Source organism: Roseibium sp. AS2 (assembly GCF_038900065.1).
Classification (GTDB): domain Bacteria; phylum Pseudomonadota; class Alphaproteobacteria; order Rhizobiales; family Stappiaceae; genus Roseibium.
Genome location: NZ_JBBMQN010000004.1, coordinates 624,119 through 644,274 on the forward strand (window position 1 = coordinate 624,119; position 20,156 = coordinate 644,274).

The 20,156-nt window shown below is 62.6% G+C and carries 15 protein-coding genes; 11 read left to right on the forward strand and 4 right to left on the reverse strand.

Annotation, left to right across the window (positions count from 1 at the left end; all coding sequences use genetic code 11):
• Window positions 1-59 precede the first annotated feature (59 nt).
• The 5 genes from grxC (at window position 60) to WNZ15_RS15015 (ending at window position 5,117) form a co-directional block, all read left to right on the forward strand.
• The gene (gene grxC, locus WNZ15_RS14995; RefSeq protein WP_342893792.1) at window positions 60-317 is read left to right on the forward strand and encodes a glutaredoxin 3; all 258 of its coding nucleotides are present in this window, start codon (window positions 60-62) and stop codon (window positions 315-317) included.
• Between the two features lie 42 nt (window positions 318-359).
• Window positions 360-1,214: a carbon-nitrogen hydrolase family protein gene (locus WNZ15_RS15000; RefSeq protein ID WP_342893793.1), complete on the forward strand. Its 855-nt coding sequence runs from the start codon at window positions 360-362 to the stop codon at window positions 1,212-1,214.
• Window positions 1,211-1,732 carry a DUF1178 family protein gene (locus tag WNZ15_RS15005; RefSeq protein ID WP_342893794.1) on the forward strand — a complete coding sequence of 174 codons (522 nt, stop codon included), beginning with the start codon at window positions 1,211-1,213 and terminating at the stop codon, window positions 1,730-1,732. The genes WNZ15_RS15000 and WNZ15_RS15005 overlap by 4 nt, the downstream gene beginning before the upstream one ends.
• Before the next feature lie 201 nt (window positions 1,733-1,933).
• Entirely contained in the window at window positions 1,934-2,584 is a 651-nt protein-coding gene (locus WNZ15_RS15010; RefSeq protein WP_342893795.1) for a biliverdin-producing heme oxygenase, read from the forward strand.
• Window positions 2,571-5,117 (forward strand): HWE histidine kinase domain-containing protein, encoded by a 2,547-nt coding sequence (locus WNZ15_RS15015; protein WP_342893796.1) that lies wholly within the window; start codon window positions 2,571-2,573, stop codon window positions 5,115-5,117. The genes WNZ15_RS15010 and WNZ15_RS15015 overlap by 14 nt, the downstream gene beginning before the upstream one ends.
• An 85-nt stretch (window positions 5,118-5,202) precedes the next feature.
• On the opposite strand, the gene WNZ15_RS15020 is transcribed toward WNZ15_RS15015, so the two are convergent.
• The 3 genes from WNZ15_RS15020 to ubiG form a co-directional block, all read right to left on the reverse strand.
• Window positions 5,203-5,700, reverse strand: coding sequence for a hypothetical protein (locus WNZ15_RS15020; protein WP_342893797.1), 498 nt, complete (start codon window positions 5,698-5,700; stop codon window positions 5,203-5,205).
• 228 nt (window positions 5,701-5,928) lie between these two features.
• Window positions 5,929-6,624, reverse strand: coding sequence for an alpha/beta fold hydrolase (locus WNZ15_RS15025; RefSeq protein WP_342893798.1), 696 nt, complete (start codon window positions 6,622-6,624; stop codon window positions 5,929-5,931).
• Window positions 6,624-7,385, reverse strand: a complete 762-nt coding sequence (ubiG, locus tag WNZ15_RS15030) for a bifunctional 2-polyprenyl-6-hydroxyphenol methylase/3-demethylubiquinol 3-O-methyltransferase UbiG (protein WP_342893799.1) — start codon at window positions 7,383-7,385, stop codon at window positions 6,624-6,626. The genes WNZ15_RS15025 and ubiG overlap by 1 nt, the downstream gene beginning before the upstream one ends.
• Window positions 7,386-7,611: 226 nt before the next feature.
• Here ubiG and WNZ15_RS15035 point away from each other — a divergent pair, with 226 nt between their 5' ends.
• The 6 genes from WNZ15_RS15035 to clpB all read left to right on the forward strand — a co-directional run bounded on the left by WNZ15_RS15035 (window position 7,612) and on the right by clpB (window position 17,364).
• The gene (locus WNZ15_RS15035) at window positions 7,612-8,862 is read left to right on the forward strand and encodes an aspartate kinase (RefSeq protein WP_342893800.1); all 1,251 of its coding nucleotides are present in this window, start codon (window positions 7,612-7,614) and stop codon (window positions 8,860-8,862) included.
• A 72-nt stretch (window positions 8,863-8,934) separates the two neighbouring features.
• Window positions 8,935-11,202, forward strand: a complete 2,268-nt coding sequence (gene ptsP / locus WNZ15_RS15040) for a phosphoenolpyruvate--protein phosphotransferase (RefSeq protein ID WP_342893801.1) — start codon at window positions 8,935-8,937, stop codon at window positions 11,200-11,202.
• A gap of 40 nt (window positions 11,203-11,242) precedes the next feature.
• A complete protein-coding gene (gene prfA, locus WNZ15_RS15045; RefSeq protein WP_342893802.1) occupies window positions 11,243-12,316 on the forward strand; it encodes a peptide chain release factor 1 in 1,074 nt (357 codons plus the stop codon).
• 2 nt (window positions 12,317-12,318) lie between these two features.
• Window positions 12,319-13,185: a peptide chain release factor N(5)-glutamine methyltransferase gene (gene prmC, locus WNZ15_RS15050; RefSeq protein WP_342893803.1), complete on the forward strand. Its 867-nt coding sequence runs from the start codon at window positions 12,319-12,321 to the stop codon at window positions 13,183-13,185.
• A 361-nt stretch (window positions 13,186-13,546) separates the two neighbouring features.
• Window positions 13,547-14,263, forward strand: a complete 717-nt coding sequence (locus tag WNZ15_RS15055) for a DUF4167 domain-containing protein (protein ID WP_342893804.1) — start codon at window positions 13,547-13,549, stop codon at window positions 14,261-14,263.
• Between the two features lie 503 nt (window positions 14,264-14,766).
• Window positions 14,767-17,364, forward strand: a complete 2,598-nt coding sequence (gene clpB / locus WNZ15_RS15060; protein ID WP_342893805.1) for an ATP-dependent chaperone ClpB — start codon at window positions 14,767-14,769, stop codon at window positions 17,362-17,364.
• Window positions 17,365-17,431: 67 nt separating this feature from the next.
• On the opposite strand, the gene WNZ15_RS15065 is transcribed toward clpB, so the two are convergent.
• Window positions 17,432-19,411, reverse strand: coding sequence for a M23 family metallopeptidase (locus WNZ15_RS15065; protein ID WP_342893806.1), 1,980 nt, complete (start codon window positions 19,409-19,411; stop codon window positions 17,432-17,434).
• Between the last annotated feature and the right edge of the window lie 745 nt (window positions 19,412-20,156).

Consider the following 20,156-nt stretch of genomic DNA (forward strand, 5'->3'; position numbering starts at 1 on the left):
GAAAGGCGTGCCTGTTCCTGGAAACAGCGCCGCCTGCCACGGTGAAAGGACCGGACCTGATGGCTGAAGTTGTTATCTACACACGCCAGCTTTGCGGATTTTGCACGGCGGCCAAGCGGCTGCTGGACAAAAAGGGCGCCGCCTACAAGGAACACGACGCCACTTTCGACCCGGGCCTGCGCAAGGAAATGGTGCAGAAGGCCGGCGGACAGTCAACTTTTCCGCAGATCTTCGTTGGTGCCACGCATGTTGGCGGCTGCGACGAGTTGCACGCCCTGGAGCGCGCCGGCAAGCTGGACGCCCTGCTCGCGTCCTGATTTACTGTCACGATATCGTGACCCAGCGGAGAAGGCGGTCGAATGGCCTTATTCACGGCAGCATGTGTTCAACTGCGCAGCGGCAAGACACTTTCAGACAATGCCGAGGCGGCGGAGAGCCTGATCCGCTCGGCCGCGCAGGACGGTGCGCGATACATCCAGACGCCGGAAATGTCGAACGTGCTGGTCCGGACCCGGGACGAACTGCTCGAGAGGATCTCGGTCGCCGGCTCGGACCCGTTCCTGAAAATGGCGATCAGACTTGCCTCCGAACTGAAGGTCTATCTGCATCTGGGATCTCTCGCGGTTCTTGCCGGCGGCGGCAAGGTCGCCAACCGCGCCTTCCTCATCGGACCGGACGGGTCGGTTATGGCCACCTACGACAAGATCCACATGTTCGATGTCGATCTGCCCAATGGTGAAAGCTGGCGGGAATCGGCGACCTACGAGCCGGGAACCCGCAGCGTGATCGCAGACCTGCCGTTCGCCAGGATCGGCATGGCCGTGTGCTACGACGTTCGCTTTCCGGCGATTTTCCGGACCCAGGCCCGTCAGGGTGCCCAGGTCCTGACCGCGCCGGCGGCCTTCACCCGCCAGACCGGCGAAGCCCACTGGCATGTGCTCCAGCGTGCCCGTGCCATCGAGAACGGTGCCTATGTGGTTTCGGCGGCGCAGGGCGGCCTCCATGAGGACGGGCGGGAGACTTACGGGCACAGCCTGATCGTCGATCCCTGGGGGCAGGTGATCGCGGAACTGGACGGAGATGCTCCTGGCCATGTGCTGGCCGAAATCGACACGGAAAATGCGGTGAAGGCGCGTGGCCGGATCCCCGCCATCGCGAATGAGCGGGATTTTGCCTGCCACGTTGCCGAAGGCCTTGAGGAGTTACATGCGTGATCAAATACACGCTTGTTTGTGACGATGCGCATGCATTCGAGGGTTGGTTCCGGAATTCCGGAGATTTTGATGCTCAGCGCAGCCGCGACCTGGTCGCCTGCCCGGTGTGCGGCACGACCGATGTGCGCAAGAGCCTGATGGCTCCCGCCGTGTCCACGGCCAGGAAAAAGGAAGCCCTGGTCGGCGCGGCCCGGGAGGAAATGCAGGCACCGGAGACGCCGGCGACACCGGAGCCTGCGGTTGCCGCGCCATCGGCTGGGAAGCGCTCCTCCGCCCTCCTGCCGAAGGACTTTCAGCAGAAGGAAATCCTCGAAGCGCTGCGGATAGCCCGGGCGCGCATCGTCGAGAATTCGGAGAATGTCGGCGAGAGATTTGCTTCCGAGGCCCGCAAGATCCATTCCGGCGAGGCGCAAGAGCGCAGCATTTACGGCGAAACCTCTCCCAGGGACGCGGAAGCGCTCGCCGAGGAAGGGATAGCCGTGTTTCCGCTGCCTGAATTGCCGGAGGACAAGAATTGACGGGTCCCGTCTGGCGCCGCTTGCCGGACGGACCCGCCTTGTGTTCCCTTTCAGGCTGTCTCTCCCCTTCCGCGTGAGCACACCGGAAACGCCCTGATCACCAGCGGAGTGACCGGGCAGGTAAAGTGGAGCTTGAAGGTCAGGATTTCCTGTTGAACTCTCATCAGAACACGGTATTGCCTGTTCGCGCCGGGATCAGGAATGCACATTGCGGCCGAAGGTCGTTCGGGAACCTGCGTGAAGCTCTCGCGGAATGACAAGGAAAATCGGATTACTGTGAAGATGCACCTGCTGAGTGTCTTGAGGGAAGGGACCGCTCAACTGCACACCCGCCTGGACCGCACGATCTCGCAAAACCCTGTCACGACCCGGGCCGGGTACGAGCGGTTCTTGAACCTTCAGGCCGCGGTGCTGCCCGGAGCGGAGAGGTGGCTTGCGGGGACCGATGACTTCAGATCCCTCCCCGATTTCAGCAATCGTTTGAGGACCGGAGCGCTGCTGCGCGATCTGCAGGGATTGGGGCACGCTGTTCCCGGCGAACAGGACCTGCCTTATCTGAACGCGGGATGCTCGGTGGCCGGAATTTGCTATGTCCTTGAGGGGGCGCGGCTCGGGGCGGCGCAAATGCATGCGCTTCTGGACCGCGCGGCTCCAGACCTGCCCGCCGAGTTTCTGGCCCATGGCAGGGGATGCGGCTTGTGGAAATCTTTTTTGGCCTGGCTCGCAGCTCATGACAATTCTACCGAGAACTGCGAACGGGCGTGCCTGGCTGCACAGCAATTGTTCGGAACCTACCTTCAGGTGCTGGAACGGGAAAATAGCGACGAGGTAGATTTAGTTGGACAAGGTTGACCTGACCAATTGTGATCGCGAGCCGATACACCTTCTGGGGAAAGTGCAGTCCTTCGGGTTTCTTCTCGCGGTGACCCCGGACTGGATCGTGTCGCATGTTTCCGAGAATATAAGCGATTTCCTGCCCGTCGAACCGGCAGCCGTGCTCGGCCGGCCGGTCCTCGAATTCGTGCCCGCCGACAGTATTCATGAAATCCGGAACCGGCTTCAGTTTCTCCAGCCCCACAAGGGCGTGGAGGTGGCCTACGGCCTGAAACTTGCGGCCACGGACCGCCGGTTCGACGTTTCGGTCCATATCATCGAATCCAACGTCATCATGGAGTTCGAACCGGCGGCCTCTCTGGAAGGGGCCGCGAACGACACCGTCAATGTCCGTATCGCTGTCGACCGGATGGCCGATCTTCCCGACATCGATGCCATCCAGTCGCATACGGCAAGGTTCATCAAGTCGATTACCGGGTTCGACCGGACAATGTTCTACAAGTTCGCCCCCGATGGCTGCGGGGAGGTCGTGGCCGAAGCGAAGCAATCGGACATGACGCCGTTTCTGAACCTTCGTTATCCCGCGACGGATATCCCCAAACAGGCCCGGGCACTCTACATCGAAAATCCGATCCGGCTGATTGCCGACGTGTCGGATGACGGAAACGGGATCCTTCATCGGGCAGAACCGGACAGCCAGCCGCCGATCGATCTTTCCGGCAGCCGTCTCAGATCCGTGTCGCCGATCCATCTGGAGTACCTGCGCAACATGGGCGTCGGGGCGTCCATGTCCATTTCCGTCATTGTCAACGGTAGCCTGTGGGGGCTGATCGCCTGTCATCACAACGGGCCTCTGGTGCCAAGCATGCGGCAACGCAACTGCGCGCTGCTGTTCGGACAGATGCTGTCACTCATCCTTCAGGCGCGCCTGATCGCCGAAGACAGGGGCAACGACGAGCGTATTGCCAGCCTGACCGCAGACATTTCCCGCAGCCTGACATCGGAGACGCAGTCGCCGTCGCTTCTGACATCCTCGGCCCAGGCATTTTGCGACATCCTGAACGCCGACGGGTTCGCCGTCGTCCAGGAGGCGGCCATCCTGAAGACGGGAACTGCGCCAGATGACGAAAAGATCCGGGATCTTTGCGACTACCTGATCGAGCGGTCGGGAAACGAGGTCTTCGTATCACACCACATTTCGTCCCTTATCAGCGGCTGGGACACCGGCAACAGGACCGTTGCCGGTGTCCTGTCGATCCCGATTTCCCGGTCTCCCCGGGATTACATCCTGTTTTTCCGCGAGGAACTCGTGCAGTCCGTCAACTGGGCGGGAAATCCGGAAAAACCCGTGATCTCCGGACCTCTCGGAGCCCGGCTGACACCCCGCAAAAGCTTTGAAGTCTGGCAGGAAACGGTCCGGGACCAGAGCGCGGAATGGACGTCATCCGATTTGAGAGCCGCCTCTCAACTGCGCATCATGCTGCTGGAAGTCGTTTTGCGCATGGCCGATGAGGCCGGCCGGGAAAGAAAGGCCGCGAACGAGAAGCAGGAGCTTCTGATCGCGGAGCTCAACCACCGGGTGCGCAATATTCTCGGTCTTGTCCGCGGTCTCATTTCCCAGACCGAAGCCGGCGCGCGCACGACCGAGGAATTTGTCAGAAAACTCGACAGCCGGGTGCGGTCGCTTGCCCGTGCGCATGACCAGATCACCCGCAACAACTGGTCCGCGGCCTCTTTTTCAAGTCTTGTCGAAACCGAGGTGGAAAGCTATCTGTCCGACAGGATGGACCGGATTTCCGTGAAGGGGCCGGAGGTTCTGCTGAACCCGCAGGCCTTTTCTTCCATGGCGCTCGTCATGCACGAGATGATCACCAATTCCGCCAAATACGGCGCGATTTCCGTCGAGCAGGGCAGGATCGAGATCGATCTGACACTCGACGACCGGGGTGGTCTCCTGATTTCCTGGTCCGAGATGGGCGGCCCTCCGGTCCAGGCCCCCGAACGGCGCGGGTTCGGGTCCACCATCATCGAGCGAACCATTCCGTTCGAGTTGAAAGGCGTGGCCGAGGTCACCTACGCCCTGAGCGGGGTGAAGGCGTCGTTTCGAATTCCGGAAAATTTCGTCGAACAGGGGCATGCCGACTATGTCGTGCCGAACGCGCGGGGCACTTCGGTCACCCGCAACTTCGATGCGCCGCGTTCGGTGCTGATCGTCGAGGACAACCTGATCATCGCCATGGACGCGGAAGGCATCTTCGAGGCCCTGGGCAGCCAGGAGGTCTGCGTTGTCTCGGACGTTAAATCCGCATTGGCTGAAATCGACGGGCGAACGGCTGTCTTCGACTTTGCGCTGCTGGATATCAACCTTGGTTCGGAAACCAGTTATCCCGTCGCCCTTCGCCTGCGCGCGCAGAACGTGCCGTTTGTTTTTGCTTCGGGGTATGGCGAAAATGCCGATATTCCCAAGGAAATCGCAGATGCACGGACTGTCAGCAAGCCCTATGACAAGGATGTGCTCATCGAGGCCTTCACCGGCCCCGCGGCCGAGTAAACGCCACAATGCGGTAAGCCACGCCACGCCACGCCTGCCAGCCTGAAGACGTCTCCATGCTGGCAGAAAGGGGCGGCTGTCCTGATCAGGACTTTGCAGGAGCAGCCCGTTTCCGCCGCGACGCCGGTCTGGTTTCGTCGATGTTTTCTTCAGCGGCCCTTGTCAGTTCGCTGACGTTTTCCAGAGCGGTTTCGCTGAGTTCCTCGACAACAGCCGCGTTGTCGGAGAAGCTGTCGCGAATGAGCGCGGACTGCTTTTCGATATGCTCCTGATATTCGGTGGCCATCTTCGAGTAGAAGGCCTGCAGCGTCGCCATGGCCTCTTCAGGCGCGGTGCACCGGCTCAGAGACTTCGCGCATTCGAAATCCTCGTGCAGACGGTGACTGAAGAAATCCATATGGTCGTCGAGCGTCTTTTCCGCATGCGCCCACATGGTTTCACCCATTTTCTGGAAACCGGCGACGGTCCGGGCCTCGATCTTGTCTTCGCGTTCGGCAAAGGCCCAATTCGAGAAGGCGGGCTTCGGCCAGTCGGCCATCATTGCGCTGAAATCGAAGGCACCGGTGTTTGGCTTCGTGGACATGGAGAATCCTCCGCTCATTTGCATGACAAGGCGCAGGTGCCCGGTATCGGATGATGCGCCGGGGCTGCTCTTCAGACCGCGAAACTGTTCGGTTCAGGAAAATGTTCGGGTCAGGCCCCAGGCTTGCCCAGAGGCAGCTCGATGTTAATGCGAACGCGAGGTTCGGCCTTGATCCGGATCAAAACGCTCCGTTTTTTTCGTCCGCGCAGGATCCTGCCCGCGGTCCCGTCACCGCCGGTTCAGAAATTCCCGCAGGATCCCCGTGACCGCCTCCGGTTCCTCCAGCGGGGACAGGTGCCCGCTGCCCGCGACCACCACCAGATCACTGCCCGGGATATGCTCGTGGATTTCCCTGGACACGTCGACCGGTGTCAGCCGGTCGCCATCGCCGACAAGAACCAGTGTCGGGCAGGCGATCTCGCCCAGGTGCGGACGCGCGTCGATCCGGTCGATCAGAGCGGTCTGCTGCCGGATGAAGGCCTCCGGACCGGTTTCCACGGCCATGTCGACGACAATCGCCTTCAGGTCCTCGTCCTCTTCGCGGCGCTCGTGGACAAAACCCGGATAAAGCAGATGCGGAACCTTGCCGAAGCCTTTCTTCCGGGTCAGGTCGATCAGGAACCGGCGCCTGTCGGCCTGCTCCGGCCTGTCGGCACGCGCATTGGTGTCCAGAAGGGCAAGTTTGGCCACCCGCTCCGGAGCTTTGCGCATGATTTCCATGGCGATATATCCGCCCATCGACAGGGCGATCAGCGAAAACCTCGCCGGCGCCTGTTCCAGGATGCTTGCGGCGATGGCGGAGATACTGTCATGCTGCCGGTGATCGGCCACCATGATCGGACGGTCCGCGAATGCGACGATCTGCGGGGCGAACAACTGTTCGGTGCACAGCAGCCCCGGAATGAACAGGATCGGGTCGTCCATCAGCTGTTCTTCGCCCTTTCCGCCAGCAGCATGTAGTTCACATCCATGTCGCGGGAGCGGGCCCAACTGTCTGTCAGCGGGTTGAAGCTGACACCGGAGCGATCGATCACCTTCAGGCCTGTCGACCGCAGTGGTGCTTCGATCTCTGCGGGCCGCACCAGTTTTTCGTAGGAGTGGGTGCCCTTCGGAAGCCAGCGCAGGACGTATTCGGCGCCGACGATGGCCAGCGCATAGGCCTTCAGTGTCCGGTTGATGGTCGCAACGAACATCAGGCCGCCGGGACGAACCATGCTGCCGGTCGCTTCCATGAACAGCGGCACGTCCGCCACATGCTCAACGACTTCCATGTTGAGGACGACATCGAACGTCTCGCCGCTCGCGGCCAATGCTTCTGCGGTTTCCGACCGATAGTCGATTTCCAGGCCGGACTTCTGCATGTGGGAGCGTGCGATCTCGATATTGATTTCGGAAGGGTCGGCGCCGACGACCTCGGCGCCGAGCCGCGCCATCGGCTCGCTCAACAGGCCGCCGCCGCAGCCGATATCCAGAAACCGCAGCCCCTTGAAGGCGTCGGACGATTTCGGGTCGCGGCCGAACTGCCGGCACACCTCCTGCTTGATATAGGCAAGACGCACCGGATTGAACTTGTGAAGAGGCTTGAATTTGCCTGTCGGGTCCCACCACTCGTCCGCCATGGCGGAAAAGCGCGCGACTTCCGCGCTGTCGATCGTTCCCGTGGGTGCCTCAGCCCTGCCAGTCATCGGACGGTCCTTTCCTTGGTGAAGACACGATCGTCTCCAGCCGGATGGTTTTTGTACAGCTGTCGTTCAGTGTCTTTGACTTTTTGTCAAGTGACAGCCTCACAAGCCAGGTTGCAGCAAAGGGACGCAGCCTGTATGCATGCGCCGATCCAACCGGCGCTGAAGGCTCCGAGTCCCTGACCCGATGCTTGCGCTTCACGACAGATTTATAAAGTTTACGAGTGGTATGGCCCGACTGGTTTTAAAATTTGGTGGAACTTCCGTCGGCGATCTCGATCGCATCCGCAATGTCGCCCGCCATGTCAAACGGGAAGTGGATGCGGGGCACCAGGTTGCGGTGGTGGTTTCGGCGATGGCCGGACAGACCAACAAGCTGGTGGAGTTCTGCCGGGAGGCGTCTCCCCTGCATGATGCCCGCGAATATGATGCGGTGGTCGCGTCCGGCGAGCAGGTGACTTCCGGTCTGCTGGCGCTCGTGCTGCAGGACATGGGTGTCAACGCCCGCTCCTGGCAGGGTTGGCAGATCCCGATCAGGACGGACGAGAATCACGGCGCCGCCCGTATCAGCGAGATTGACGGCAGTTTTCTCGCCGAACGGCTGGAGCAGGGACAGGTTGCCGTCGTCGCCGGTTTTCAGGGCGTCGCGCCCGACAACCGGATCGCCACCCTGGGGCGCGGCGGCTCCGATACCAGCGCGGTGGCGATTGCCGCGGCGATCAAGGCCGACCGTTGTGATATCTATACCGATGTCGACGGCGTCTATACGACCGACCCGCGCATCGTGCCCAAGGCGCAGCGCCTGGAACGTGTCTCCTTCGAGGAAATGCTTGAAATGGCCTCGCTCGGGGCCAAGGTGCTTCAGGTGCGTTCGGTCGAAATGGCCATGATCCATGGTGTCCGGACTTTCGTGCGCTCAAGCTTCGATGATCCGGATGCACCGCAGGCCGGCCACAACGGCCTTCCGATTGGTACTCTTATTTGCGACGAGGACGAACTCGTGGAACAGCAGGTTGTCACCGGCATCGCCTATGCGAAGGACGAAGCCCAGATTTCTCTCCGTGACGTGGCCGACAAGCCGGGTGTTGCCGAGAGCGTGTTCGGTCCGCTGGCCGATTCCAACATCAACGTGGATATGATCGTCCAGAATATCTCGCCGGACGGCAAGACCACGGACATTACCTTCACGGTTCCGGAAAGCGATTTCGAGCGCGCCCAGAAGGTGCTGCACGACAACCGCCCGGCGATCGGCTTCCAGAATCTGGAAGGTGCCCGGGATGTTGTGAAGGTCTCGGTGATCGGCATCGGCATGCGCTCGCACGCGGGCATCGCGGCCCAGTGTTTCCGGGGACTTGCCACCAAGGGTATCAACATCCGCGCGATCACGACATCGGAAATCAAAATTTCGGTCCTGATCGATTCTGCCTATGCGGAACTTGCGGTGCGGACTCTGCATTCGCTATACGGGTTGGACGGATAGTCTATCCGGCAGGCTCGCTCCGGCACGCACCGGAGCCTTCGCCTTACTGAAGCGGGATCAATCGGGGGCGCTATGCGCAGCAACCTGGCCGGACCGCGCCTTCTGCTCCGCAGGCTTCGCGAAGTCATGGCAGAGCCGATCATGGCGCAAGAGCGACTCGACAAGATCGTTGTTCTGATCGCGTCGAACGTGGTTGCCGAGGTCTGTTCGGTTTATATCCTGCGCGCGGACGGGGTTCTCGAACTCTATGCCACCGAAGGTCTGAACAGCGAGGCCGTCCACAATGCCTCTCTGCGCGTCGGCCAGGGCCTTGTCGGTCTGATCGCCGCCGAGGCGCGGCCGCTGAACCTGCCCAATGCCAGCGCCCATCCCGGCTTTGCCTATCTGCCGGAGACAGGCGAGGAAGCCTATAATTCCTTCCTGGGCGTGCCGATCCTGAGAGCCGGCCGTACGCTCGGCGTCCTGGTCGTTCAGAATCAGTCTCACAGGACCTATCTCGAGGATGAAGTCGAGGCGCTGCAGACGACCGCGATGGTGATTGCCGAAATGGTCGCCGCGGGCGACCTGGAGGCGATTTCCCAGAAAAACACCGGTCTCGACATGTCCCGTCCGATCACCGCCACGGGAGCGGGTCTGGCGGAAGGCGTGGGCCTGGGGCACGTCGTGCTGCACGAGCCGCGCGTGGTTGTCACCAACCTGATCGCGGAAGACAGCGACAAGGAAAAGGCCCGCCTGGACGGCGCGATCAACCGGCTGCGCCTGTCGATCGACGATCTTCTGGCCAGCGGCGAGATCGCGGCCACCGGAGAACACCGCGAGGTGCTCGAAGCCTATCGCATGTTCGCCTATGACCGGGGCTGGATCCGCAAGATCGAGGAAGCGATCCGGAACGGCCTGACCGCCGAGGCGGCGGTGGAAAAGGTGCAGAGCGACACCCGTGCGCGCATGCTGCGCCAGACCGATCCCTATCTTCGCGAACGCCTGCACGACCTGGACGACCTTGCGCACCGGCTGATCCGCGAATTGATGGGACGGGAGCACGGGCCGGATGTCGGGGATCTGCCGCAGGACGCCATCGTCGTCGGCCGCAACATGGGCGCGGCGGAACTGCTCGACTACGGCCGCGACAGGATCCGCGGCCTTGTGCTGGAAGAAGGCGGGCCGACCAGCCATGTGACGATCGTCGCCCGCGCTCTCGGCATTCCGACTGTCGGACTGGTCGAAGACATCGTCAGCCTTGCCGACGGCGGCGACGCGATCATCGTGGACGGCGACACGGGCGAGGTGCATTTGCGCCCGGCAGCCGACCTGGAAGACGCCTATGTGGAAAAAGTGCGGTTCCGGGCAAGGCGGCAGGCCCAGTACCGAAGATTGCGCAGCAAACCCTCAGTCACGCGGGACGGCGTCGAGTTCTCGCTGCAGATGAACGCCGGCCTGCTTGTGGATCTGCCGCATCTGGAAGAAGCCGGAGCGGCCGGGGTCGGTCTGTTCCGCACCGAGTTGCAGTTCATGGTGGCGTCTTCGTTCCCGCGCATGCGCGAGCAGCAGGCGCAATACACCCAGGTGCTCGACGCGGCCGGAGACCGGCCGGTGACCTTCCGCTCGCTCGACATCGGCGGCGACAAGGTGCTGCCCTATCTGCGCTCGATCCAGGAGGAAAACCCGGCCATGGGCTGGCGGGCCCTGCGCCTGGGTCTCGACAGGCCGGGCCTGTTGCGAACCCAGATCCGGGCCCTGCTGCGAGCCGCCGCAGGCCGGGAGCTGAAACTGATGTTCCCCATGGTGACGGTCGTCGACGAATTTCTCCAGGCGAAGGCGCTGGTCGACAAGGAGATCCAGCACCTGCGCCGCCACGGCCACGGGACACCGGATAACGTCCGCCTCGGTGTGATGGTCGAAGTGCCCTCTCTGCTGTTTCAGCTCGAGGAGCTGATGGGCCATGTCGATTTTGTTTCGGTGGGCTCGAACGACCTGTTTCAGTTCTTCTGTGCCGTCGACCGGGGCAACACCCGTGTCGCCGAACGGTTCGACACATTGGGGGTCGGCTTTCTGCGGGCCTTGAAATCCATCGTCGACGCAGCAAATAAGGGGCATGTGCCGGTGACCCTGTGCGGCGAGCTGGCGGGCCGTCCCCTGGAAGCGATGGCGCTGGTGGGCCTCGGCTACCGGGACCTGTCGATGTCGCCGTCGTCGCTCGGTCCCGTCAAGGCCATGCTGCGCACGCTTGATGCCGGCCGGTTGTCGGCCAGGCTTCTGCCGCGGCTGGAACCCGGACATGACAATGGCACCATCCGGGATCTGCTGCAGCGGTTTGCCGCCGAAACGGATGTGGCCCTCTAGTCACGACTTTCCAAATGAGCATGAAAGGTTTCAGCCACGCATGTTGGCGCGTCATAAACTCGATACCCTGCTGGACCGGTTCGCTGAACTCGAGCACCTGATGTCCTCGAGCCCGGACCCGGCGGTCTATGTCAAACTGTCGCGCGAATATGCCGGGCTGGAACCGCTGGTGATGAGGATTCGCGGCCTGATCAAGGCCGAGGGCGACCTGGCGGGGGCCGAGGCCCTGATCGCCGATCCCCAGATCGACGCGGAAATGCGGGAACTGGCCGAGCTGGAGCGCGACGACCTGTCCGAACAGGTCGAGAAACTGCTTCAGGACGTGCGTGTCGGCCTGCTGCCGAAGGACGAGGCCGACGCCAATGATGCCATCCTGGAAGTGCGCGCCGGCACCGGGGGCGACGAGGCCGCGCTCTTTGCCGGCGACCTGTTCCGCATGTACCAGCGTTACGCCGAATTGCAGGGCTGGAAAGTGGAGGTCCTGTCGGCCAGCGAGGGTGAAGTCGGCGGCTTCAAGGAAGTGATTGCCTCGGTCTCGGGCGACAACGTGTTTGCCAGGCTGAAATTCGAGTCCGGCGTGCACCGGGTGCAGCGGGTTCCGGCCACGGAATCCGGCGGGCGCATTCACACGTCCGCCGCGACGGTGGCGGTGCTGCCGCAGGCGGAAAATGTCGATATCGACGTGGCCGAAAGCGATCTGAGGATCGACACCTACAGGGCGTCCGGCGCCGGCGGGCAGCATGTCAACACGACGGATTCGGCCGTGCGCATCACCCACGTGCCGACCGGCATCGTCGTCGCCGTTCAGGACGAACGCTCGCAGCATAAGAACAAGGCACGGGCCATGCAGCTGCTCCGGGCGCGCATCTATGACGCGGAGCGCGAGCGCGCCGCCAGCGAGCGCACCGAAGCGCGGCGCCTGCAGGTCGGCTCCGGAGATCGTTCGGAACGCATCCGTACCTATAATTTTCCGCAAGGCCGGGTGACCGACCACCGGATCGGCCTGACGCTCTACAAGCTTGAACAGATCATTGCCGGCGAGGCGCTCGGCGACGTCATCGACGCGTTGATCATGGACCATCAGGCCGGTCTGCTCGCATCCGAAGACACCTGAGAATGGAAATCGGCCGGCTGTACAGGTCCGTGCGCGACCGGTTCCGGGAAGCCGGTCTGGCGACGCCGGACCTGGATGCCAAACGCCTTGTCGGCGCGGCACTTGCCCTGCCGGTCTCCGATCTGATCCTGAAGGAGTGGGACCTTGCCGGCGAGGAGGCCGTTGCGCTGGCGCAGGCGTATGCACGGCAGCGGCTCGCGGGCATGCCGGTTGGACGTATTCTCGGTGAACGGGACTTCTACGGCCGCCGGTTTTTCCTGAACGCGGCGACCCTGGAACCACGGCCGGACACAGAGACGCTGGTCGACGCGGTCCTGGAGCGCAGCGCGCCGGAGGACGCGATGATCGTCTGCGACATCGGGACCGGGACGGGGGCGATCGCGGTATCGCTGCTGGCCGAACGCCCGAACTGCCGGGCGATCGCGGTCGATCTGTCCGCCGACGCGCTGGACTGCGCGCTCCGGAATGCCGACCTGCACCGGGTTGCGGACCGGATGCTGCCGGTCCGTGCCGATTTTGCATCCGCGCTCAGGCCGTCGTCACCGGCCGTTCCGGGGACCGGCTTCGACTGGGTCGTCAGCAATCCGCCCTATATCCGCTCGGCGGTTCTTGCGGGATTGTCCCGGGAAGTGACGGAGCACGATCCGGTTCTGGCGCTCGACGGCGGAGAAGACGGTCTGACAGCCTATCTGCGCATTGTGCCCGAGGCGGCCAGCCTGCTTCGCGCAGGGGGGCGAATCGGTCTGGAAATCGGCTATGACCAGGCGGACGAGGTGAAAAAACAGTTGCGGCATCATGGCTTTGGAGAGATTGAAATCATTGGGGATCTTTCCGGAAACGACCGGGTCGCGGTGGCCCGGAAGGCATAATTCCACCGTTTTGAACCGATGGCGAAAAAGCGCTTGGAAATCGTGACGGAAACGGTTACGTTCCCCTTGCCGAAACCGGAGATGTGATCAGCGTTCAGCGTGGAATGCGCATCCGGAAGCGGGGGCAAGGACGCAGTTTCATCGTTCTGTATTCCACTGCATATCGGACTATCCGGTATTTTCGGACTGTCGAAGAAAAGACAATCGCGTTGGCCTCGGGCCCTTGGCGCGCTGCGTGTGTTTCAAGGACAGCCGCTAACCAGCAATGTTGGTTTCGGTAGCTATTTCGTATCGGGTTTATACAATTCCGATGTTTGGTCGGCCGACAGCTGACCGCCGTTCCGCAAGAGAAAACGGCAGGATGAGACCAGGAAATCAGAGCAATAAGCGTATGCGCGGACGGGGCCGCAAAGGCCCCAGCCCGTTAACCCGGACTTACGAATCGAACGGTCCTGATGTGAAAATCCGCGGCACAGCGATGCATATTGCGGAAAAATATCAGCAGCTTGCCCGTGATGCCCAGGCATCCGGGGACCGGGTGATGTCCGAGAACTACAACCAGCATGCAGAACATTATCTGCGCATCGTTGCTGCTGCCCAGCCGCAGCAGCAGCCGGCGCAGGTACCCGTGCGTTCCGAAGCCGAAGAAGGGGCCGATGCCGCTCCGGCGAATGGAAACGGCCATGCGAACGGTGCCGACCGGGCTCCTCAGGAAGCCGCCGCCGAGAGCGATGGCGATATGGTGGATGCCGACAGTCCGCAGCCCTTTATCGATGACATGCCTGTCATCGACCAGGAGGGCAAGGTGAACGGTGCCGGCCAGAAAGCCGAAGGCACGGACGATCCGGCGGAAGAAAAACCGCGCCGGCGGACCCGGGCCACCCGGACCCGCGCGCCGCGCCGCACTGCCGACACGGCATCCGCGGAGAGTTCCGCAGAAGTGTCCGCCGCGCCGGCCGATGCCGGCAAGGACACCGATGGCGAAGAACCGGTCAAACCGCGTCGCCGGACAGCGCGTCCCCGTCGGCCCAAGGCCGCCGAGGAAGCACCGTCCGAAGCGGTTCCGGCCGGCGACTAGAGCAACGGCTGTTCGGCCGGTTTCGATCGAACAGCCGGATCCTGACCGGTTCAGACGGGTTGGGGCCGGTCGCGTGCAACAGAGCGCCGTGTTCAGCCTGGCTACCGTGTTCAGCCTCGCACAAGTCGCAGTGATCAAGACGGCGTCCTTCGGGACGCCGTCTTGCGTTGTGATCCGTGTTTTGCGCCAGATCAACGCGCGTTCGGCCGAAATCGTTTGAACGTCTGAAATCGGGTCGATGGCCAGAGCATTGAGAAGCCGCGTGTCAGAGCCGGGAGTGTCCATGGCCCGGCCTTCTGCGGGTCGATCGGGTTTCGAATGTCCGCCCGTACTTGACGGGTCATTTGATGATCGGGAAGCCACAGGGGGGCTTTTGTGATCAAAATGCCACACTATATTAGGGTGGCAGCGCTTTCGGAGGCTGCACAGATGCCCGTCTCAGGGGTCTGTATGCCAGATCGTTCCCCACGCTTCGGGTGGTGCGGGCGGCTAGGAGGTATCTAATGAACTTTGAAAAATACACCGAACGTGCACGCGGCTTTGTCCAGTCCGCCCAGACCTTTGCGCTGGGGCGCGGGCATCAGCAGTTTACGCCTGAACATATTCTGAAAGTGCTTCTGGATGACCCGGAAGGCATGGCCAGCGGCCTGATCGACAGGGCGGGCGGCCAGTCCAGGGCCCTCAAGGGCGACCTTGAAGCCCAACTGGACAAGATGCCGAAGGTTACCGGCGGCTCGGGCCAGATCTACATGGGCCAGGCCACGGCGCGCCTGTTCGAGCAGGCGGAAAAGATCGCCGAGAAGGCCGGGGACAGTTTCGTCACCGTGGAACGTCTGCTGCTGGCCCTTGCCATGGATGGCGACAGCGAGGCCGGCAAGCTCCTGAAGCGGCACGGCGTCACGCCCAATGCGCTGAACGAGGCCATCAACCAGCTGCGTCAGGGACGCACCGCCGACAGCGCGACCGCTGAAAACCAGTATGAGGCGCTGAAGAAATTCGCGCGTGACCTCACCCAGGTTGCCCGCGACGGCAAGCTGGATCCCGTGATCGGCCGCGACGAGGAAATCCGCAGGACCATTCAGGTGCTGTCGCGCCGGACCAAGAACAATCCGGTGCTGATCGGCGAACCGGGTGTCGGCAAGACCGCGATCGCCGAAGGCCTTGCGCTGCGGATCGTCAATGGCGACGTGCCGGAATCGCTCAAGGACAAGCAACTGCTTGCCCTCGACATGGGCGCGCTGATCGCCGGGGCGAAATACCGCGGTGAATTCGAGGAGCGTCTCAAGGGCGTGCTTTCCGAAGTCGAGGCCGCCGCCGGCAGCATCATCCTGTTCATCGACGAGATGCACACGCTCGTGGGGGCCGGCAAGGCCGACGGCGCCATGGATGCGTCCAACTTGCTGAAACCCGCGCTGGCCCGCGGCGAACTCCATTGTGTCGGCGCGACCACGCTCGACGAGTTTCGCAAGCACGTTGAAAAGGACGCGGCGCTGGCCCGTCGTTTCCAGCCTGTCTTCGTCTCCGAACCGACGGTGGAGGACACGATTTCCATCCTGCGCGGGATCAAGGAGAAATACGAGCTTCACCATGGGGTGCGTATCACCGACAGCGCGATCGTCTCGGCCGCGACGCTTTCCAACCGTTATATCACCGACCGGTTTCTGCCGGACAAGGCCATCGACCTGATGGACGAGGCCGCGAGCCGGCTGAGGATGCAGGTCGATTCCAAGCCGGAGGAGCTGGACGAACTGGACCGCCGGATCATTCAGCTGAAAATCGAGCGGGAAGCCCTGAAGGCGGAGAATGACGAAGCTGCCCGGGACCGGCTGGTCAAGCTCGAGAAGGAACTGACCAACCTGGAAGAGCAGTCGCAGGCACTGACGGCACGCTGGCAGGGCGAAAAGGAAAAGCTGAACCTGGAGCAGAAGATCAAGGAGCAGCTGGAACAGGCCCGCATCGATCTGGAGATCGCGCAGCGGCGCGGCGATCTGGCCAAGGCCGGAGAGCTTGCCTATGGCGTGGTGCCCGAGCTGGAGCGCAAACTGGCCGAAGCCGAAGCTCCGGAAGAAGGCGAGGCCATGGTGGACGAGGCGGTGACGCCCTCCGACATTGCCCAGGTGGTGTCGAAGTGGACGGGTATTCCGGTCGACAAGATGCTGGAAGGCGAGCGGGACAAGCTCCTGAAAATGGAAGACCTGCTGGCCAACCGGGTGATCGGGCAGGCCGAGGCGATCCATGCGGTGTCGACGGCGGTGCGCCGGTCGCGCGCCGGTCTTCAGGATCCGAGCCGGCCGATCGGCTCGTTCATGTTCCTCGGCCCGACCGGCGTCGGCAAGACCGAGCTCACCAAGGCGCTTGCCAGCTACCTGTTCGACGACGACAGCGCGATGGTGCGCATCGACATGTCGGAATACATGGAGAAGCACTCCGTTGCCCGGCTGATCGGCGCTCCTCCCGGTTATGTCGGCTACGAGGAAGGCGGTGCGTTGACGGAAGCCGTACGGCGCCGGCCCTATCAGGTGATCCTGTTCGACGAGATCGAAAAGGCGCACGGCGATGTCTTCAACGTGCTGCTGCAGGTTCTCGACGACGGCCGCCTGACCGATGGCCAGGGCCGGACCGTGGACTTCCGCAACACGTTGATCATCATGACCTCGAATCTGGGAGCCGAGCACCTGGTCAACCAGCCGGAAGGCCAGGACAGCGAAGCGGTTAGAGAGGAAGTGATGGCGTCGGTCAGGGCCCATTTCCGGCCGGAATTCCTGAACCGCCTTGACGAGATCGTGCTGTTTCACCGCCTGCAGCGGGACCAGATGGCCGATATCGTTCAGATCCAGCTGGCGCACCTGCGCGACCTGCTGAGCGATCGCAAGATCACGCTGAACCTGGAGGACAGTGCGATCGGCTGGCTGGCCCAGAAGGGCTATGATCCGGCCTATGGCGCGCGACCGCTGAAGCGGGTGATCCAGAAGGACCTGCAGGATCCGCTGGCCGAAAGACTGCTGGCGGGGGACATCCTGGACGGTCAGACGGTTGACGTGTCAGCCGGGTCGGACCGGTTGATCTTCCAGGTGGAAGGGACCGAAAGCGCCGCCGCCTGAGTTGCGGCCGCCCACGCAATGAGAACCCGCGGAACGGATCGTTCCGCGGGTTTTTTCGTGCGGGGCTTCAGTTGATGGCGGCGATGCGCGAGGGCTTGCGCGCCCGGTCCAGCAGCGTGTCGACGCGGTAGCGTTCCGTCTCGAAGGCGGTGCGCACCGCACCGTCGAGGGTCCGGCCCTTGGGCAGCTTGATCCGCATCGGATCCATGTAGCGGCCGTTCACCAGGACCTCGTAATGCAGGTGCGGGCCGGTCGACAGGCCGGTGGAGCCGACATAGCCGATGATCTGGCCCTGACTCACGCGGACGCCTTCGCGCAGGCCCTGGGCGAAGCCGGTCATGTGATTGTAGGTGGTGGTGTACCCGTTGGTGTGGCGCAATTCGATACGCCGGCCGTAGCCCGAGCTCCAGCCCGCCTTCTCGATCATGCCGTTGCCGGCCGCCATGATCGGCGTGCCGCGCGGGGCGGACCAGTCCACGCCGCGGTGCATCTTGGTGTACTTGTGGATCGGGTGCCGGCGCATGCCGAAGCCGGAGCGGAACTTGCCGCCGTTGAGCGGTTTGCGGATCAGGAACTTCTTGGCGCTCTGGCCGGACGCGTCGTAAAAATCGGTGATGTGGTCGTCGGGTGTGCGAAACCGGTAGAATTCCCGGGTGGTGTTGCCGGTATTGAGTGCGGCATAGAGGATCTTCGGCCCGGTGTCTTCATCGCCCTCGGTGAAGAACAGCTCGAGAGCGTCCCCAGGCTGGACGCGGGCATTGAAATCCACGTCGAAGGAGAACATGCGGACCAGGTCGTTGATGATCTCTTCCGGCATGTCCTGTTCCAGGGCCGTCTGGTAGAGGCTGTCATAGATGGCCGGTGTCGGGCCGCCATAGGAAACCCGGTCGGCTTCCTCGAAGGCGTCGGCCAGAAAGGTGGTCGGTTCCTTGGCCCGGACATAGTCGCCGCTGTCGGACCGGGCGACCGTCGCCCGGTGAATGGTGTCCTGATAGAGGCTGACGCGTTCCGGACGCATCCGGTCAAGGCCGGCCGGCGAGGGCGCGTAGGCGATCCTGAGGCGCTGGCCTTCGGCGAGGTCGGAAATCCCGAAGAGGCCGTCGAAGGCGGCCGAGATGGCGCGTGCCTCGGCTTCGGTCGCATCATAGTCGAGCAGGAGGTCGGCCAGATCCTGGTCCCTGGTCACCGGCACGATGTTCTCGTCCATGCCGGCGAAGCGGATCTCTTCATCCTGCTTGGAAACGAAAGACACGTTCTCCGGGGTAATGCGGACCGCGTAGCGTTCCAGGTCTGGCTGCAGGGCGAGGTTGAAATCGAACCGGCCCGGATCGACCAGCGTCTTGCTCGCCATTTCAACGGCGTCGATGGACAGGGTCCGGGCGGTTTCGCGCACGGTCAGCTCGACTTGCGTTTCGGACGGGGTCTGGTCGGGGTCGATGTAAGGGCTGGAAGCCGGGAACGGCGCCAGCGAGATGCTGACCTCGCTCTCCAGCTTGGCGCCGTAGACGGAATCGGCGAGAAGCGGCGTGCCCGTGCCCACAGCGTTCGGTTCCGGACCGTCCTCGTCGCTGTTGTCTGCAAACATGTTGAGCGGATTGAAGGCTGGAATGCGCTCGGCAAGGTCCGGGTCCTTGCGGGTCGCAAGGGTCGCGCTGACAAAGACATGCGGCTGGACGCGAATGAAGTCCCGGTCGCCCTGGCGGGTGACCACATTCACATCGATGACGTGTTTGGCGGAATATTCGGCGGCAGAGCGCAGCACCCTGTCTCCCTTGGTGCCGCCGGCGCCAGTATCGGGAAATCCGTTCAGGAAGGCGTCCGGGGAGGGCGCGGCCTCGACACTGTACTGCCCGTCAAGCGCAGCCATCAGGGCACCACCCATAAGGACGAGCGACGTGACCCCGGTCAGAACGGTTCCGGCCAGCCAGCGCAGCGAAACCTGGCGGCGGTCCGACATGCCGCTGCGGCCCTCATATCCGCGCAAGGGCGGTTCGTCGCCCAGTTCGACTCGATGTGCCTGTGCGTTATGGAAAGGGCCAAAATGCATGAATTCCCGTCCGGTCCTTTATATCGCCGTAGCACTGGTCTGGGTATGCGTTGCCCGGAGGCCCGGGCCGCTGCCGTCTGCGTCAAGCATACCTGATCCTGCTACATGCCGTGTTTGTCTTAAAACGTCAATTGTTTCTGCGGTTCCTGGCCCCCCAAAGTCCGGGCCCCGCATGGTCCGGCTCCCGGCCCGCTTGTGCGGGCAGGCAAGGGACATATGTCGTTAAGGCGGGAATTTGTCCGTTCTGTGGTCAGCTGCCATCCTGGCCAGGGCGTCAGAGGCGTTGCCAATTGCGTTGCCAGGGACATTGCGGCGGCTTGGCCGGGAGGCGTGCGGAGGGGCGGCGCCGGCATGCGCCAGGGAGATCTTCCGGCAGCGGCTGAAATCGGCGGAATTCTCGGACCCTGAATCTGAACGCGGTCCCTAACAAGCTGAAGATACGAGGGAATTTCGACGAGATTTCTTTCTGTGAATCTTTTTTGACAAACGCTGTTGACTCAAGTTGAGGTGCTGCGTATAACGCCCTCCATCGACGGCGGCGCCGGCATCACGGTGCCTTTCGCAGTCGGTCCTACCAGACAAATTTGCCGCATCGTCCCGGAAACGGGAAGTAGGCTTTGCGTCTTTAGGTGAAGGCTTTCGAGGCCGCATTTGCTGCAAGGCGAATGGTTCTTTGACAATTTGTTATTGAAGGAAGGGAAGCGTAGGCGGCGTTGGCCTTGCGGAACGGGTGATATTTCTTTCG